The following is a 15,536-nucleotide window of genomic DNA, read 5'->3' as shown; positions in this document are numbered from 1 at the left end:
ATTCCCAGTAGAAACCGTCTTGACCCTCAGTGAGCAAGTGCTGGCTGAAGGTCGTTCCGACCTTATCGCAGCCTTCGGCAGCTCCTACAGTGAATCTGAGTCGAGCAAAAAGTTTTGATCAACTCTGACTCTGTGGGATGCATGCGAAGAGGCCTGGTCAGGCGCCAGTGGTCAACGGTTCCAGCGGTAAATCCAGACGGGCCAGAAAGCCGCCCTGCGGGTGATTGCTCAGGCTCAGGTGGCCGCCATGGCGTTCGGCGGCACGCTTGGCGATGGCCAGACCCAGACCATAGCCAGGCGTTGCCTGGCCCGGCGCGCGATAAAAAGGTTCACCCAATTGTGGCAGGTGTTCGGCCTGCACCCCAGGACCGTGATCGCGTACGCTGATGAGCAATCGATCGCCTTCACGCAACGCCTGAACCTCAATGGGCTGACCCGCCGGGTTGAAGCGCAGGGCATTGCGCAGCAAGTTATCCACCGCGCGTTCGAGCATGTCGGGCCAGCCTTGTAACTCGAGATCGTCATGCACGTTGACCTGCACCTGTTGCTCGGCGGCACTCAACTGCGCATCGCTTTTGAGGTGATGCAAGATCGCACTCAAGTCCACCGGCTCGGCACTGCCGAAGTCGGCGTCGAGGCGCGCCAGCACCAGAATTTCGCTGATCAAGGCTTCCAGCCGGTCGCATTCACGGGCTAGACGCGGCCAGAGTTTTTCCCGCTCTTCCGGCCCGGCGCGTTCGGCCAGGGCCAGGGCGATACGCAAGCGTGCCAGTGGTGAGCGCAGTTCGTGGGAGACATCGCGCAACAGCTGGCGTTGGCTGCCGATCAGGCTTTGCAGACGAGCGCCCATGCGGTTGAAGTCAGTGGCCAGCACCCCGAACTCGTCGCGGCGGTTGGCCAGTTGCGCCAGGCTGTTCTGTTGGTAAGTGGTTTGCCCCAGATCATGCACGGCGCCGCGTAAACGACTGAGCGGGCGGGTGATGGACAAGGTCACCAGCAAGCTGAACAGCGTCAGCACGACCAGGGCAATCCCCAGCGCACTGAGCGGCCAGATCAGGCTTTCCCGATGCCAGGCATTCAGTTCCGGGTGCGGAATGCGGTAAATCAGCAGGTAGGTTTCGCCGGTTTTCGGGCTGGTGTACTCGGTGGTCAGACGACGCCACGGCAAGCCGCGCGGGTCGTTGTGCTGGCGGGCTTCAAACGCCGCCGCGCGGGCCGGGAAGGTGCCGCGTACCAGCGGATCGCCGGCTTCGTTGAGCACCTGCACGTCAATGTGATAACGACGTTTGCGCTGTTCCAGGTATTCCTGCGCGGAGTCCTGGCCTTCGTTTTCGAAGCGCTCGGTCCAGGTCTGTGCCAGCTTGGCCAGGCCGGGGTGACGGCTGAGGATCCACGCGTCTTGATTGAGCACGTGCCCAAGCAAAATCGACAGGCCCGCGACCAGAGCGATGGCTAACCAAAAGCTCGCCAGAATTCGCCAGAACAATGAACGCACGTGACTACCTCAAACAATAAAACCCGACACACTGGAGTATGTCGGGTGGGGTAAGGGGCAAACCGGTGTTACTGGGTTTGCTGAGCCTTCTGGGCTTTCCAGGCCTGGAACTCGGCGTGATCTGCGCGGCGCTGGGCCTCTTTCTGCTGGATCACGTCGAATTGCTTCTGCTGATCAGGCTTGAGCAGGGCGCGCACGTCGGCGGTGGCCTTGGTGTGTTGAGCGGTCAGCTCATCCTGATAGCTCTTTTGTTGCGCCGGGGTCAGCATTTGCAGGTAGCGGGAAGTGATGTCTTCACGGCCGCGTTTGCCTTCCCACATGATCTTGCCGACTTGCTGGCGCTGATCCGGCGTCAGGTTCAGTTGGGCGTAAGGGTTGTGGCCGTGCATGCCACCGTGACCCGTGCCGCCATTTTCTGGAGGCATGGCCATTGCGACGGCAGGCAACGCAGCAGCAAACATGAGGGCGATGAGGGTCTTGCGCATGGTGTATCTCCTTGTCTCGGATCCGGTTCATTTACCGGTTGAGGCCAGTGTAGGGAGATCAAGGTCAACGGCGGTCAGGTGACAGTAAAGCTTGGGTAAAGACGCCAGACTGCCGCGCAAGGGGGTGTTCTCAATAAAGGATGGGTCGCATTTATCGAGAACACCGCGGGGCTCAAACGCTGTAGAAGTAACCGCGGCTGCGCAACGCAACGATCCGTGGACGGCCGTCGGGGTGCGGGCCGATCTTCTTGCGCAAGTTGCTGACGTGCATGTCCAGGCTGCGATCATAGAGCGTGAGCTTGCGGCCCAGCGCCAGTTGCGCCAGATCCTGCTTGTCCAGCGGTTCGCCGGGCTGGCGCAGCAGCGCTTCCAGCAGCCGGCTTTCGGACACAGTCAGGGTCAGTTCGTGGTCGTCGATGGTGACCACGCCGCGCACCGGGCTGAAACACAGGTCACCCAACTCAAGCTGGCTGGACGCCGCTGCCGGGTGGCTGCGACGCAGTACCGCACGCAGCCGTGCGGTCAGTTCCCGAGGGTCGCAGGGCTTGGCCAGGTAATCGTCGGCGCCCAGTTCGAGGCCGAGAATCCGGTCCAGCGGCTCGCCACGCGCCGACAGCATCAGCACGGGCAGGTCGGGGTGGTCGGTACGCAGCTGCTTGAGCAGTTCCAGACCGCTGCCATCGGGCAGCATCACGTCCAGTACGACTGCAGCGGGAGGTGACTGCGCCAAGGCGAGTCGGGCGCTGCTGCCGTCATGGCAAGCCTGCACCTGAAAGCCTTCCTGGCTCAGCCAACTGCTGAGGAGCTCGCAGAGCTCCACGTCATCATCAATTAGTAACAGTTCGCTCATGTCTCACTCAATTTAGCCACTGCCTACGCTGTCTACGCCAGCCGCTGGCAAATATACCGCAAAGAAGGGCAACCATTGCCACGCCACCACCGGTGACAAACCATTGCTGCTGATCAGTCAACAGGCGCTGGGGTGCGGTCGCCTGTGCTTCTTTGAGTTGCAATTTGAGGCGTTGGTTCTCTTGGCGCAAGCGACTTAGTTGCGCGCTCTCACGATCAGCGTCGGCATTCTGCAATTGCTTGCTCAACTCGTCGCGCTGATGCTCGCTTTCCTTGAGCCGCTGTTGCAGATCAATGATCTGCGGACCCGCACTCAGCGACAGTGGGGAAGACTCTTCGGCATGGGCACCGGTCGCCATGCTCATCACTGCCAACAACAAACACAACGGACCTGCACGCATCTGAACTCCTGGTTTTTTTCTTGAGTGTTCAGCAGGTTGTCGGCAGGTGGGCGCGAATAGTGAGCAACTGAAGCGGGCAATTCGCACGAGCCGTAACCCGCGCGATGGCACACGTCTCAGCCGATTATGGCAGAACCTGTTTGAACGGTTTGATCACGACACTGGCGTACACACCGGCATCAACGAAAGGATCGGCTTTGGCCCAGGCTTCGGCTGCGGCCTGCGATTCGAACTCGGCAACGATCAGGCTACCGGTAAAGCCCGCTTCACCCGGATCATTGCTTTCGATGGCAGGGTTAGGCCCGCACAGGACCATGCGGCCCTCTGCCTGAAGTGCCTTGAGGCGCTCCACGTGTGCCGGTCGTACACTCAAGCGTTTTTCCAGCGAGTTGGCGACGTCTGTAGCAACGATTGCAAAGAGCATGGTCAGTCCTTGGGTTTGGTCGGAGTGGAGTCAGTGTCATGCATGTGCCGGGCAAGGAAAATCCCCTGGCCGAGCAGGAACAGCAGGGTCATGCCCAGGCTGCCGAAGACTTTGAAGTCGACCCAGAAATCCTGGTAGGTGAACGCCACGTACAGGTTGGCGGCGCCGCAGAACAGGAAAAAGATGATCCAGGCGATGTTCAGTTTGGTCCAGATCGCCTGGGGCAGGCTCAGGGCGTGACCCATGATGCGCTGGATCAGCGGTCGGTCACCGATGAAGTGGCTACCGGCAAACGCCAGGGCAAATACCCAGTTGACCACCGGCGCCTTCCATTTCAGGACGGCTTCGCTGTGGAAGGCCAGGGTCAGGCTACCGAACACCAGGCAGGCGATCAGGGTCAGCCACTGGCTTTTCTCCAGCTTGCGCTGGGTGATGAACAAAATGCCGTAGACCACGATCGAACTGATGATCAGCATCGCGGTAGCGCTGAAAATCCCGCCTACCATGACACTGTGACCCATCAAATCGATGGCGCGTGGTTCGATCTTGTAGACGATGAAAAACAGGAGCAGCGGGATGAAGTCGATGAATTGTTTCACAATGGCAGCCAGAAGCAGGATGTGGCGGCATAATAACAAACATCAATGACTGCGAAAGCGCCACCTATGAAAGTTGACTTGCACTGCCACAGTACCGCTTCCGATGGCGCCCTTGCGCCTGCGGCCCTCGTTGCGCGTGCTCACGAATACGGTGTGCAGGTCCTTGCGCTGACCGATCACGACACCCTCGAAGGCCTTGAAGAGGCCCGTACGGCGGCGCTTGCGCTGGATATGCAGCTGATTAACGGGGTTGAATTGTCGTGTACCTGGGGTGGGGCGACCATCCATGTATTGGGCTACTGTTTCGATATGAAAGCCCCGGCATTGGTCGATGCCATTGATCGGTTGCACCTCGGTCGCTGGCTGCGCGCTGAAGAAATCAGCCGAAAATTGGCGATCAAAGGTATGCCTGGCGCGCTGGAAGGTGCCCGCGCCATCCAAAAAGCGCTGGGAGATAGTGGCAACGCGCCTGCTCGGCCGCATTTCGCCGACTTCCTGGTGCGCGAAGGATTCGTCAAGGATCGCGCCGAGGCATTTCGCAAATGGCTCGGTGCTGGCAAGCTGGGCGACGTCAAACAGCACTGGCCTACCCTCGAAGACACCGTCGCCACCTTGCGCGAAGCCGGGGCCTGGGTCAGTCTGGCGCACCCTTGGCACTACGATTTCACCCGCAGTAAACGTCGTAAGCTGATCGCCGACTATCTTCAGGCTGGCGGCCATGCGATCGAGGTGGTTAACGGGCTGCAACCTGCCGAGCAGGTGGGCAGCCTGGCAATTCTGGCTCGCGAGTTCGGGCTGCTGGTAACTGCCGGCAGTGACTTTCATGCCCCTGGCGCCTGGTCCGAGATTGGCGTTTATCGCCCGATACCGGAGGATCTGCCGCCACTATGGTGTCGATTCAAACATGACCAGCCTACTGCCGTCTGAACAGGAAGATACCGTGAGTCAATTTTTCCAGGTCCACCCGGAAAACCCCCAGGCGCGCCTGATCAAACAAGCGGCGGAGATCATTCGGGCCGGTGGATTGGTGGTTTACCCCACGGATTCGTCTTACGCACTGGGTTGCCAGATCGGCGACAAGGGCGCTATCGAGCGGATTCGCCGCCTGCGTCAGCTGGATGACAAGCACAACTTCACCCTGATGTGTTGCGACCTGTCGCAGCTCGGCACCTACGCCAAGGTTGATACGGCGGCCTTTCGCGCGCTCCGGGCGCATACGCCGGGGCCTTACACCTTTATTCTCAACGCGACCCGTGAAGTGCCACGGCTGATTCTGCACCCCAAACGCCGCACCATTGGCCTGCGAGTGCCGAGCCATCCGATCGCCCAGGCGTTGCTGACCGAGCTGGGCGAGCCATTGATGAGCGTAAGCCTGATCATGCCCGGCGAAACCTTGCCGATGAGCGACCCTCACGATATGCGTGAAGTGCTGGAGCACCAGGTCGACCTGATTATTGACGGCGGCATCGGCGGTATTTCAGCGTCCACCGTGATTAACCTGTCCGAAGGTGAGGCGCAAATCATACGCGTCGGTTGCGGCGATCCGACACCCTTCGAGGTCGAAGCCTAAATGACCGTGGTCGACGAGGTCGACAGCCAGGCGGGCGCGCAACAAGAGCTGCCATTTGCCATGGTCTACGGCCAGGCCGTCACCACGATGCCGCTGGACCTCTACATCCCGCCGGATGCGCTGGAAGTCTTCCTCGAAGCCTTTGAAGGCCCGCTGGACCTGCTGCTGTATTTGATCCGCAAACAAAACATCAACATCCTCGACATCCCGGTGGCGGAAATCACTCGCCAATACATGGGTTATGTCGAGCTGATGAAGAGCGTGCGCCTGGAGCTGGCCGCCGAGTACCTGGTGATGGCGGCGATGCTTGCCGAAATCAAATCGCGAATGCTGTTGCCACGTTCCGAGACGATCGAAGAGGAAGAAAACGATCCGCGCGCTGAATTGATTCGGCGTCTGCAACAATACGAACGCTTCAAGGCGGCCGCCGAAGGCATCGACCAACTGAGCCGGGTCGGGCGCGACGTGGTGGTGCCCCGGCTGGACGCCCCCGAGGCCCGGGCGCGGCGCTTGTTGCCGGATGTCAGCCTGGAAGAACTGCTGATGTCGATGGCAGAAGTGCTGCGCCGTGGCGATATGTTTGAAAGTCACCAGGTCAGTCGTGAGGCCTTGTCCACTCGCGAGCGCATGAGTGACGTGCTGGAGCGCCTCAAGGGCGGTGGTTTCGTCCCCTTTGCCGAGCTGTTCACCGCTGAAGAAGGGCGCCTCGGCGTGGTGGTGACCTTTATGGCGATTCTTGAACTGGTCAAGGAGTCGCTGGTCGAGTTGGTGCAGAACGAGCCGTTTGCGGTGATTCATGTCCGGGCTCGAGCCGAGTAATCTGCGCACCGTCATTAAATAGAGCTAACGCATGAATTTGAACGAGCCGCGCGAGCTGGCCCCCTTGCTCGAAGCCTTCCTGTTGGCTTCCGGTAAACCACAATCGCTGGAACGCCTGTTCGAATTGTTCGAGGAGGGCGAGCGCCCCGAGCCGCCAGTGTTCAAAAAAGCCCTGCAATTGCTCGGCAAGTCGTGCGAAGGCCGCGCCTTTGAACTCAAGGAAGTCGCCTCCGGCTATCGTTTGCAGATTCGCGAGAAATTTGCACCCTGGGTCGGGCGGTTGTGGGAAGAGCGGCCGCAGCGCTACTCGCGCGCCATGCTGGAAACCATGGCGCTGATCGCCTATCGCCAGCCGATCACCCGGGGCGAGATCGAAGACGTGCGCGGCGTGGCGGTCAACAGCCATATCGTCAAGACCTTGCTCGAGCGCGAATGGATCAGGATCGTCGGTTACCGCGATGTGCCTGGCAAGCCGGCGATGTTCGCCACCACCAAGGCGTTTCTCGACCATTTCAACCTGAAGAACCTTGACGACCTGCCACCGCTGGCCGACCTGCGCGAACTTGAACCGGACCCGATCCTCGACTTCGACGACGCCCCGGTGCCGGCGCACTTGCAGGCCCTGGCCGACGCCAGTGCCGACCCGAATGCCGAGCTGGAAGCGCCACGGGACGAAACCAGCTTCCGCAGTTTGCTGGTCGAACTCGACTCCATGGAATTGGGTCTGAAGACAGACTTTGATGATTTGTTGATCAAAGAGGATGTCGAGGTTGAGGAACCTGATGAGCCAGACAAGCAATAGATATTTGTGGAATGAAATCCCTGTAGGAGCTGCCGGAGGCTGCGATAAGGCCGGAACGGCCTTCGGCCGATCGCAGCCTTCGGCAGCTCCTACGGGTGATCTGTGATGTCTTCAACCAAAGACCCCTGCATCAGTGTCTGCAAATTCGACGACGACGTCTGCATCGGCTGCGGCCGCACCAAGCGTGAAATCAAGGGCTGGAAGAAATTCGACAAGGCCGACAAGCGCAGTGTACTGGCCGCGTCGGCGATGCGCTTGATCCAGTTGAAAGCGGCCGGTCGGCGGAAAAGCAAGTAACCCGGCGCATTTGCGCTAGTCTCTGATGCGCAACACACGCCATGAGCGTATGATTCGCGACCTTTTGGCGATTCATCCTCGCCATCAGTCTTATATCGACACACCGGGAGGTGCCCAGATGAGTGACAAAGACAAGCAAGACAGCCAGGAAATCGGACCCGCAGGCGAAAAACTGCAAAAGGTTCTGGCACGTATCGGCGTAGGTTCCCGCCGCGACGTCGAAGCCTGGATCAGCCAAGGCCGCATCAAGGTCAATGGCAAAGACGCGACCCTCGGTCAACGCGTCGATCTGCACGATGCCATCAGCGTTGATGGGCGTGTGATCAAGCGCGAAGAGGCGGCCGAAACGGTACGCCGCGTCATCATGTACAACAAACCAGACGGCGAAATCTGCACCCGTGACGACCCTGAAGGTCGCCCGACGGTGTTCGATCGCCTGCCGCGTCCGAAAGAAGGCCGTTGGGTCAACATCGGTCGTCTCGACATCAACACCACCGGTTTGCTGATGTTCACCACCGACGGTGAACTGGCCAACCGCCTGATGCACCCTTCTTTCGAGATGGACCGTGAATACGCGGTTCGTGTGCGTGGCGAAGTCGATGACGACATGATCGCGCGCCTCAAGGCCGGTGTGGTCCTCGAAGACGGTCCGGCGCGTTTCACCGACATCCAGCAAGCGCCGGGCGGTGAAGGCTTCAACCATTGGTACCACTGCGTGGTGATGGAAGGCCGCAACCGCGAAGTGCGTCGCCTGTGGGAATCCCAAGGCCTGGTGGTCAGCCGCCTGAAGCGCGTGCGTTACGGTCCGGTGTTCTTGAACTCCGACCTGCCGATGGGTCGCTGGCGCGAAATGAGCCAGTACGAAGTTGACGTGCTCAGCGCCGAAGTCGGCCTGACGCCTGTGGCTCAGCCACAGATGAACGCCAAGACCAAGGACAAGCTGGAGCGTTTGCAGCGCCAGTCGTCGCGTCCGCTGGGTAAAGGCGAGCGCGTCCGCACCCTGCGTCCGGCCGGCCCGCTGCCCGCCAGCGAACGTGCCAGCCGTCAGCCACAAGTGACCGGCAGCGAACGAGATCGTCCGCGTTCGGAAAGCGGTGGTCAGCGCCCTGCAGCGCCAGGCCGTGCACCGCGTCCATCGTCGCGTTCGGATGCAACCGGTGATGTTAAACGTCCATTGCGTGGCCGTAGCGAAGGGGCCGAGCGTCCAGCGCGCAAGCCGCGTGAAGACGGTGCCAGCCCATCGCGTGCTCCGCGTGGTGATTCGCCGCGTGCTCCGCGTCCGGCAGCAGGCGGTCGTTCCGACAGCCGTGGCACGCCAGTGGCCGAGCGTCCTAACGACGTCAAGCGTCCAGGCAAGCCGAAGCCAGCACGTCCGGGCATTACCCTGGTCGACGACAAGAAGCCGTCGGGCAAGCGTAACGGCCCACCGGCCGGTTCGGGCCAGCGTCCAGGCTTTGGTCGTCGCAAGCCGCAGTAAGCGCGGCTTGATGCGGTTTGTCAGATGTAGGCATGAAAAGCGCCACCCTTAGGGTTGGCGCTTTTTTTATGGGCCCGGAAAACTGTTTCCGTGGAAACCCAACTCAGTTCACGCGTGTACAATGCGCCGCGTTTTACCTGTGACCCTTTTGCGTATCCACGCATGCCGACAAAAACTCAGGGCTACCCGCCTTGTTAACTCCGCTGCGTCATGAGCGCAACGGGTTCGATTTCGTCACAGATAAAAACAATTAGGTGACCTTTCCTATGAGTGGACAAAACTCGCATTCGGGCGAGCTCAAACGCGGCCTGAAAAATCGTCATATCCAGCTGATTGCACTGGGCGGCGCCATCGGTACCGGTCTGTTTCTCGGCTCGGCCGGGGTCCTCAAGTCAGCTGGCCCGTCGATGATCCTCGGCTACGCCATCTGCGGCTTCATCGCCTTCATGATCATGCGCCAACTGGGCGAAATGATCGTCGAAGAGCCGGTGGCCGGATCTTTCAGCCATTTCGCCCACAGCTACTGGGGCGGCTTCGCTGGCTTCTTGTCTGGCTGGAACTGCTGGGTGCTGTACATTCTGGTGGGCATGTCGGAGCTGACGGCCGTCGGCAAGTACGTGCACTACTGGTGGCCGGAGATCCCGACCTGGGCCTCCGCTGCGGTGTTCTTCGTGATGATCAACGCGATCAACCTGACCAACGTCAAAGTATTCGGCGAAACCGAGTTCTGGTTCGCCATCATCAAGGTCGTCGCGATTATCGGCATGATCGCTCTGGGCAGTTACCTGCTGGTCAGCGGCAACGGCGGCCCGCAAGCGGCGGTCAGCAACCTGTGGGAGCACGGCGGCTTCTTCCCCAATGGGATCAAGGGGCTGGTGATGGCCCTGGCGATAATCATGTTTTCCTTCGGTGGCCTGGAAATGCTTGGCTTTACCGCCGCTGAAGCCGACCAGCCGAAGACTGTGATCCCCAAGGCGATCAATCAGGTGATCTACCGGATACTGATTTTCTACATCGGCGCCCTGGTGGTGCTGCTGTCGCTGACCCCGTGGGACAGCCTGCTCGCCAGCCTCAATGCCTCCGGCGATGCCTACAGCGGCAGCCCGTTCGTGCAGGTGTTCTCGATGCTGGGCAGCAACACCGCGGCGCACATCCTCAATTTTGTCGTCCTGACCGCCGCCTTGTCGGTGTACAACAGCGGCACGTATTGCAACAGCCGGATGCTGGTAGGCATGGCCGAGCAGGGCGATGCGCCAAAAGCCCTGGCTCAGGTCGACAAGCGGGGCGTGCCGGTGAAGGCGATCCTGGCCTCGGCGCTGGTGACGTTCATTGCCGTGGTCCTCAACTACCTGGTGCCGCATAACGCGCTTGAACTGCTGATGTCGCTGGTCGTCGCTACTCTGGTGATCAACTGGGCGATGATCAGCTACTCGCACCTGAAATTCCGTCAGCACATGAACAAGACCGGGCAAACCCCGCTGTTCAAAGCGCTGTGGTACCCCTACGGCAACTACTTTTGCCTGGCGTTCGTGGTGTTTATCCTCGGCATCATGCTGCTGATTCCGGGCATTCAGGTATCGGTGTACGCGATTCCGGTGTGGCTGTTGGTGATGTGGGTCTGCTACAACGTGAAGAACAAACGCAGCGCCGCTGCTCTGGTGAAGGCCTCGACCTAGTGCTTATATGCTGGTGATTTCCAACAACGTGCATCTGCCGGATGCCGAGATCGAGTTGACCGCCATCCGCGCGCAAGGCGCGGGTGGGCAGAACGTCAACAAGGTGTCGAGCGCGGTGCACTTGCGTTTCGATATCAACGCATCGTCCCTGCCGCCGTTCTACAAGGAGCGGCTGCTGGCGTTGCGCGACAGCCGGATCACCAGCGAAGGGGTGATTGTGATCAAGGCGCAGCAGTACCGTACCCAGGAGCAGAACCGCGCCGATGCGCTGGAGCGCCTGAGCGAATTGATCGTCAACGCGGCCAAGGTCGAAAAGAAACGCCGCCCGACCAAGCCCACCCTGGGCTCGAAAAAGCGTCGTCTGGAAGGCAAAAGCCAGCGCGGCAGCATCAAGGCCGGGCGCGGGAAAGTGGATTTCTAATCAGGTTCTCCCCTCGTGCAACTGACGGGCCTGGCGGTACAGATAAACGCTGAGCACCATCCCGACCAGCGCCGCCAGCGCAGCAAACAAAAAAATCGAAGCAAAACCAAAACCCGAGGCAATCGCCCCGGCGACGGGTCCGGTGATACCCAGTGACAGGTCGATGAACAGCGAATAAGCGCCCACCGCCGCCCCGCGGCTGGATGCCGGCACCAGGTTCACCGCCTCAACGCCCAGCGCCGGGAACACCAGCGAGAAGCCAAAGCCGGTCAACGCCGCACCCGCCAATGCCAGAGTCGGTGAAGGTGCCAGCCACAACAGCAAGAGGCCCAGGGTTTCCACCAAGAGGCAGGCAATTGCCACCCGAAAACCGCCAATGCGGTGGATGAAGCTGCCGAACAACAACCGTGCGCCGATAAAGCAGGCACCGAACAGGCTCAGGCACAGCACTGCGTTGGGCCAGCTATGGCTGGCGTAATACAGGGTAATGAAGGTGGCGATCGTGCCAAAACCAATCCCGCCCAGCGCCAGCCCGGTGCCGTGTGGCAGGACTCGACCCAGCACGTGCAGGAACGGCATGCGTTCGCCGTGGACAATCGGCGCGGGCTTTTTCGGCCACGCCAGAATTAGGCCGATGCTGGCGAGCAAGATGATGCTGACGCCCATGCTCCACAAGCCAAACTCGCGCACCAGCAGCACCCCCAACGGCGCACCGACCGCCAGCGCGCCGTAACTGGCGATCCCGTTCCATGAGATCACTTTCGCGGTGTTCGACGCGCCGACTCGACCGATGCCCCAGCCGATTGAGCCCGAGCCCACCAGACTTTCCGCGCCACCGAGCACCAGTCGGCCGATGAACAGGCTGATCAGGCTGAGCATCGGCAGGTTTTGCAACCAGGCGGACAGGAGCATGAACACCCCGCTGAGCCCGCAACCGAATAGCCCATACAACACTGCCTTTTTGCTGCCTTTGTTATCGATGATACGGCCGGCATACGGACGGCTGAGCAGTGTCGCCAAGTACTGCACGCTGATCACCAGCCCTGCGGCGACCGCGCCGAATCCCAGGTCGCTGTGCACGTATCCCGGCAGCACCGCTAGCGGAATGCCAATGTTCAGGTAGCCAATGAAGGTAAACAGGACAATCGAAACGACCTGCAAGGTGACCGCCATGGGTCGTTGTGCAGGGACGGACGCGGTGTCGGGCATGGGTAAAGATCCACGGTTGCAACAGAAGAAGGTGATGCGCGGAATGTCTGACAAGAAACGTTTCAGCAAGAGGCGCACTCAAGGCCGACTATGATAACGGGGGTTGGGCTGTTGCTGGGCGCTGAGTGGAAAAAAAGCTCCAGGCGCATGTGCTCTGCAGGAGCAACCGGTCGACGCTCGATGACGATCAAGACGGTATCTACGCCCTGCGGGCAGAGTCAAAAACAGGCGGCCGAGTGCGCTCTATGAGGTTGGCAACTTTTATTGCTGCCACGGTGGAATGCAACTTCTCGTCATGCAGGGCGATGATCAGCGCTTCGGAAGTCAGTGCCATGAAGCAGCCTTTCATGCCGTATTGGCCGTAGATAAAACTCGAGTAATGACGTTGCACTAGGTACTGCTCATCGGCGATGTTGAGGCGGATCTGCGGGCCGTTCTTGATCTGCTTGAAGTGAACGATGATGCACAGCGCCTGTTCGCGGGTGATGGAGAAATTCGGCGCGACCGCCAATACGTCACCATTTAGGTTGTGGATCGAGGCTTTTCTCAGGCCTTCGGCGAGCAGGGCGTTTTTCAGGTAGGTGTGCCATTTATCGAACATTATTCAGCCCTCCCGGCAACAGACGGCTGACGACTCGATACGGCCCTTTGTGCGAAAACGGTTAGTCCTTCCATGGTGGTCCTCTGTGAGAATCCCTCTCAGTGCACTGAGGATAATCCGTTCGGCAGAACAGGCCGTGTCACCCGTCGGAATTCACCGTCGGGCTTGTCATAGGGGTCTGAAAGGCTATTTCAAGCGGGCAGGGATAGAGCGGATCAATCTTTGGCGGGGGTGAGCAATTGCGTGGTGACCAGTGCCGCGAGGGCGTTTTCCTGGGTGCCGAAACGCTTGAGCAGCGCGGCTTGTTTTTCCGGGCTCAGGCGCAACCAGATATCGACCATCTTTTCAGTGGCGTTGATCAGGGCTTCAGCAGGCGGATCGATAGGTTGGGTCATGGCGGGAATCAGGCATGCTTTGCTGCGCTAGGGCAGGGAAGCATAACAGACCGTATGGAAACAGGCGCAATACACTGGTTGGCATACGGTCTGACGGGTCGGCGTCAGTGCTGACGCTTGGCACTCTGGATTGCTTCAGTTTTGCTTGTGCTGGCCTTCAGTGTCGCTTGTTGACTGGACTGAGGTTGAGCCTTTGGGGTCTGCTCTGGTGTGTGCAGGCTTGGGTAGGGAAAGTTTGGGATTTCATGCATCGTCGTCACTCCGCGCAAGACTGATTGAAGGTTGCTGGAAAGAACCGTGCTTTTATAAAGCCTGGGCAGGATACAGCACTGAAAATGACAAAAAGACTTTAAATCACGCCCTTTGGTCATTTAACGACAAACTGTTTCAGACTTTTGATTGATGGCACAAAGCAATCGCGCCCAGAACGGGCGCGCTACTTCAAAGACTATAGCAGCCGAATTCAGCAAACGGCGGCAATCGCCTTGGCCAGAGAATCCAGGCGTGCGGCATCGATGCCGGCGATGTTGGCGCGACCGGCGCTGACCAGGTACACACTGTGTTCGTGGCGCAGGCGGGCGACCTGATCATCGTTCAGTCCGGTGTAGGAGAACATCCCGCGCTGTACGCCGATGTGCGCAAAGCGCTTGCCGAGGCCCAGCGGGGTCAAGGCCTCGACCAGCCCGGCGCGCAGTTGGGCGATGCGCCCACGCATCTCTTCCACTTCGGCGGCCCACATGTGTCTCAACTCGGGGTCGCCGAGGATCTCGGCCACGATGGCGGCGCCATGATCCGGTGGATTCGACCACAGGTTACGGGCGGTGGCCGACAACTGACTGCGAACGTCCATCAGCTTTTCAGTGGTATCAGTGCAGACCAGCAGGGCGCCGGTGCGTTCGCGGTACAGGCCGAAGTTCTTCGAGCAAGAACTGGTGATCAGCAGCTCCGGCAGAGCCTCGGCGAACAGGCGCACGGACCAGGCGTCTTGCTCCAGGCCGTCACCAAAGCCCTGATAAGCGAAGTCGATCAATGGCAACAGGTTACGGCTTCTCACCACCTGTAGCACTTTGCGCCAATCATCGTGGGACAGGTCGAAGCCGGTCGGGTTGTGGCAGCAGGCGTGCAGCAACACCACATCGCCGTGGGGCACTTGATTCAAGGTGGCAAGCATCGCCTCGACGTTCAGCCGGTTGTCGCTGCCCACGTAAGGGTAATGGCTGACCTTGAGCCCGGCGGCGCCGAAGATCGATTCATGAATCGGCCAGGTCGGGTCGCTCAACCAGATGCCACGGCCCGGCAGGCAGTTGGCAATGAAGTCGGCACACAGACGCAGCGCGCCGGTGCCGCCAGGGGTCTGCGAAGCACCGACGCGTTTGTGCGCGATCAATGGCGAGTCTTTACCCAGCACCAGTTCACTGATCAGGGTGCCGAAGCGTGCCTGACCATGACCGCCGATGTAGGTCTTGGTGGTCTGGCTGTCCACCAGGCGCTGCTCGGCCAGCTTGACCGAGCGCAGGATCGGCGTCAGGCCCATGGCGTCTTTATAGACGCCTACGCCCAGGTCGAACTTGTTGGGATTTGGATCAACCGCGTAGGCCTCGATCAACCCGAGAATCGGGTCGCCTGGCACACGCTGGATGTCTTTGAAATGCATTACTTGCGGCCCTCGGCGCCTTTGGCCACTTCGTCCGTACGTGCGGCCATAATGAAGTCGTTACGGTGCAGCCCTTTCATTTCGTGGCTCCACCAGGTGACGGTCACTTTGCCCCATTCGGTGAGCAGGGCAGGGTGGTGACCGACAGCCTCGGCAATTTCGCCGACCGCATTGGTGAACGCAAGCGCAAACTTGAAGTTTCTGAACAGGAAGACCTTCTCCAGTTGCATCACGCTGTCGCGAACTTCAATGTTCCAGTCCGGGATTTCTTTGATCAACACCGCCAGTTCTTCATCGCTGACGGCCGGAGCGTCCGCGCGGCAGGCTTCGCATTGGGCTTGGGAAAGAGTGCTCATAATGGG

The 15,536-nt window shown here is 59.9% G+C and carries 19 protein-coding genes; 8 read left to right on the top strand and 11 right to left on the bottom strand.

Annotation, left to right across the window (positions count from 1 at the left end):
* Positions 1 to 157 precede the first annotated feature (157 nt).
* The 6 genes from ACF0H7_RS23350 to ACF0H7_RS23325 all read right to left on the bottom strand — a co-directional run bounded on the left by ACF0H7_RS23350 (position 158) and on the right by ACF0H7_RS23325 (position 4,253).
* Complete coding sequence (locus tag ACF0H7_RS23350; RefSeq protein WP_397449215.1) at positions 158 to 1,495, bottom strand: sensor histidine kinase; 1,338 nt, start codon at positions 1,493 to 1,495, stop codon at positions 158 to 160.
* Between the two features lie 68 nt (positions 1,496 to 1,563).
* Positions 1,564 to 1,980 carry an LTXXQ domain protein gene (locus tag ACF0H7_RS23345; protein ID WP_397449214.1) on the bottom strand — a complete coding sequence of 139 codons (417 nt, stop codon included), beginning with the start codon at positions 1,978 to 1,980 and terminating at the stop codon, positions 1,564 to 1,566.
* A gap of 172 nt (positions 1,981 to 2,152) precedes the next feature.
* Positions 2,153 to 2,830, bottom strand: coding sequence for a response regulator transcription factor (locus ACF0H7_RS23340; RefSeq protein WP_397449213.1), 678 nt, complete (start codon positions 2,828 to 2,830; stop codon positions 2,153 to 2,155).
* Between the two features lie 7 nt (positions 2,831 to 2,837).
* Complete coding sequence (locus tag ACF0H7_RS23335) at positions 2,838 to 3,230, bottom strand: translation initiation factor 2 (protein ID WP_397449212.1); 393 nt, start codon at positions 3,228 to 3,230, stop codon at positions 2,838 to 2,840.
* Between the two features lie 124 nt (positions 3,231 to 3,354).
* Entirely contained in the window at positions 3,355 to 3,654 is a 300-nt protein-coding gene (locus ACF0H7_RS23330; RefSeq protein ID WP_397449211.1) for a YciI family protein, read from the bottom strand.
* A gap of 2 nt (positions 3,655 to 3,656) precedes the next feature.
* Entirely contained in the window at positions 3,657 to 4,253 is a 597-nt protein-coding gene (locus ACF0H7_RS23325; protein WP_397449210.1) for a septation protein A, read from the bottom strand.
* 66 nt (positions 4,254 to 4,319) lie between these two features.
* Between ACF0H7_RS23325 and ACF0H7_RS23320 the strand changes: the two genes are divergently transcribed.
* From ACF0H7_RS23320 to arfB, 8 genes are all read left to right on the top strand, one after another.
* Complete coding sequence (locus tag ACF0H7_RS23320; RefSeq protein WP_397449209.1) at positions 4,320 to 5,180, top strand: PHP domain-containing protein; 861 nt, start codon at positions 4,320 to 4,322, stop codon at positions 5,178 to 5,180.
* 13 nt (positions 5,181 to 5,193) lie between these two features.
* On the top strand, positions 5,194 to 5,823 hold the full coding sequence (locus tag ACF0H7_RS23315; protein ID WP_397449208.1) for an L-threonylcarbamoyladenylate synthase: 630 nt from the start codon (positions 5,194 to 5,196) through the stop codon (positions 5,821 to 5,823).
* 120 nt (positions 5,824 to 5,943) lie between these two features.
* Complete coding sequence (locus tag ACF0H7_RS23310) at positions 5,944 to 6,642, top strand: segregation and condensation protein A (protein WP_397453995.1); 699 nt, start codon at positions 5,944 to 5,946, stop codon at positions 6,640 to 6,642.
* A 31-nt stretch (positions 6,643 to 6,673) separates the two neighbouring features.
* A complete protein-coding gene (scpB, locus tag ACF0H7_RS23305; RefSeq protein ID WP_397449207.1) occupies positions 6,674 to 7,444 on the top strand; it encodes an SMC-Scp complex subunit ScpB in 771 nt (256 codons plus the stop codon).
* A 105-nt stretch (positions 7,445 to 7,549) separates the two neighbouring features.
* Positions 7,550 to 7,741: a DUF1289 domain-containing protein gene (locus tag ACF0H7_RS23300; protein WP_397449206.1), complete on the top strand. Its 192-nt coding sequence runs from the start codon at positions 7,550 to 7,552 to the stop codon at positions 7,739 to 7,741.
* A 118-nt stretch (positions 7,742 to 7,859) separates the two neighbouring features.
* The gene (gene rluB, locus ACF0H7_RS23295; RefSeq protein WP_397449205.1) at positions 7,860 to 9,218 is read left to right on the top strand and encodes a 23S rRNA pseudouridine(2605) synthase RluB; all 1,359 of its coding nucleotides are present in this window, start codon (positions 7,860 to 7,862) and stop codon (positions 9,216 to 9,218) included.
* A gap of 266 nt (positions 9,219 to 9,484) precedes the next feature.
* Positions 9,485 to 10,894 carry an amino acid permease gene (locus ACF0H7_RS23290; protein WP_397449204.1) on the top strand — a complete coding sequence of 470 codons (1,410 nt, stop codon included), beginning with the start codon at positions 9,485 to 9,487 and terminating at the stop codon, positions 10,892 to 10,894.
* A 7-nt stretch (positions 10,895 to 10,901) separates the two neighbouring features.
* The gene (gene arfB, locus ACF0H7_RS23285; RefSeq protein WP_397449203.1) at positions 10,902 to 11,315 is read left to right on the top strand and encodes an alternative ribosome rescue aminoacyl-tRNA hydrolase ArfB; all 414 of its coding nucleotides are present in this window, start codon (positions 10,902 to 10,904) and stop codon (positions 11,313 to 11,315) included.
* Here the strand turns inward: arfB and ACF0H7_RS23280 are convergent, their stop codons facing one another.
* The 5 genes from ACF0H7_RS23280 to ACF0H7_RS23260 all read right to left on the bottom strand — a co-directional run bounded on the left by ACF0H7_RS23280 (position 11,316) and on the right by ACF0H7_RS23260 (position 15,530).
* Positions 11,316 to 12,524 carry an MFS transporter gene (locus ACF0H7_RS23280; RefSeq protein ID WP_397449202.1) on the bottom strand — a complete coding sequence of 403 codons (1,209 nt, stop codon included), beginning with the start codon at positions 12,522 to 12,524 and terminating at the stop codon, positions 11,316 to 11,318.
* A 199-nt stretch (positions 12,525 to 12,723) separates the two neighbouring features.
* Positions 12,724 to 13,125, bottom strand: coding sequence for a profilin (locus ACF0H7_RS23275; RefSeq protein ID WP_397449201.1), 402 nt, complete (start codon positions 13,123 to 13,125; stop codon positions 12,724 to 12,726).
* Positions 13,126 to 13,340: 215 nt separating this feature from the next.
* Entirely contained in the window at positions 13,341 to 13,520 is a 180-nt protein-coding gene (locus ACF0H7_RS23270; protein WP_397449200.1) for a hypothetical protein, read from the bottom strand.
* A gap of 463 nt (positions 13,521 to 13,983) precedes the next feature.
* Entirely contained in the window at positions 13,984 to 15,174 is a 1,191-nt protein-coding gene (locus ACF0H7_RS23265; protein WP_397449199.1) for an amino acid aminotransferase, read from the bottom strand.
* Entirely contained in the window at positions 15,174 to 15,530 is a 357-nt protein-coding gene (locus ACF0H7_RS23260; RefSeq protein WP_397449198.1) for a 4a-hydroxytetrahydrobiopterin dehydratase, read from the bottom strand. Before ACF0H7_RS23260 ends, ACF0H7_RS23265 begins: the two co-directional genes overlap by 1 nt.
* Positions 15,531 to 15,536: the final 6 nt, after the last annotated feature.

Origin of the sequence: Pseudomonas sp. NA-150 (assembly GCF_044336365.1) — a bacterium.
Taxonomy (GTDB): domain Bacteria; phylum Pseudomonadota; class Gammaproteobacteria; order Pseudomonadales; family Pseudomonadaceae; genus Aquipseudomonas.
This window is presented reverse-complemented; position numbering and strand designations above follow the sequence as displayed.

Coding starts and splice junctions, on each gene's coding strand:
- ACF0H7_RS23345 (WP_397449214.1), bottom strand. CDS start 1,980: ATGCGCAAGACCCTCATCGCCCTCATGTTTGCTGCTGCGTTGCCTGCC.
- ACF0H7_RS23340 (WP_397449213.1), bottom strand. CDS start 2,830: ATGAGCGAACTGTTACTAATTGATGATGACGTGGAGCTCTGCGAGCTC.
- ACF0H7_RS23335 (WP_397449212.1), bottom strand. CDS start 3,230: ATGCGTGCAGGTCCGTTGTGTTTGTTGTTGGCAGTGATGAGCATGGCG.
- ACF0H7_RS23330 (WP_397449211.1), bottom strand. CDS start 3,654: ATGCTCTTTGCAATCGTTGCTACAGACGTCGCCAACTCGCTGGAAAAA.
- ACF0H7_RS23320 (WP_397449209.1), top strand. CDS start 4,320: ATGAAAGTTGACTTGCACTGCCACAGTACCGCTTCCGATGGCGCCCTT.
- scpB (WP_397449207.1), top strand. CDS start 6,674: ATGAATTTGAACGAGCCGCGCGAGCTGGCCCCCTTGCTCGAAGCCTTC.
- ACF0H7_RS23300 (WP_397449206.1), top strand. CDS start 7,550: ATGTCTTCAACCAAAGACCCCTGCATCAGTGTCTGCAAATTCGACGAC.
- rluB (WP_397449205.1), top strand. CDS start 7,860: ATGAGTGACAAAGACAAGCAAGACAGCCAGGAAATCGGACCCGCAGGC.
- ACF0H7_RS23290 (WP_397449204.1), top strand. CDS start 9,485: ATGAGTGGACAAAACTCGCATTCGGGCGAGCTCAAACGCGGCCTGAAA.
- arfB (WP_397449203.1), top strand. CDS start 10,902: ATGCTGGTGATTTCCAACAACGTGCATCTGCCGGATGCCGAGATCGAG.
- ACF0H7_RS23280 (WP_397449202.1), bottom strand. CDS start 12,524: ATGCCCGACACCGCGTCCGTCCCTGCACAACGACCCATGGCGGTCACC.
- ACF0H7_RS23275 (WP_397449201.1), bottom strand. CDS start 13,125: ATGTTCGATAAATGGCACACCTACCTGAAAAACGCCCTGCTCGCCGAA.
- ACF0H7_RS23270 (WP_397449200.1), bottom strand. CDS start 13,520: ATGACCCAACCTATCGATCCGCCTGCTGAAGCCCTGATCAACGCCACT.
- ACF0H7_RS23265 (WP_397449199.1), bottom strand. CDS start 15,174: ATGCATTTCAAAGACATCCAGCGTGTGCCAGGCGACCCGATTCTCGGG.
- ACF0H7_RS23260 (WP_397449198.1), bottom strand. CDS start 15,530: ATGAGCACTCTTTCCCAAGCCCAATGCGAAGCCTGCCGCGCGGACGCT.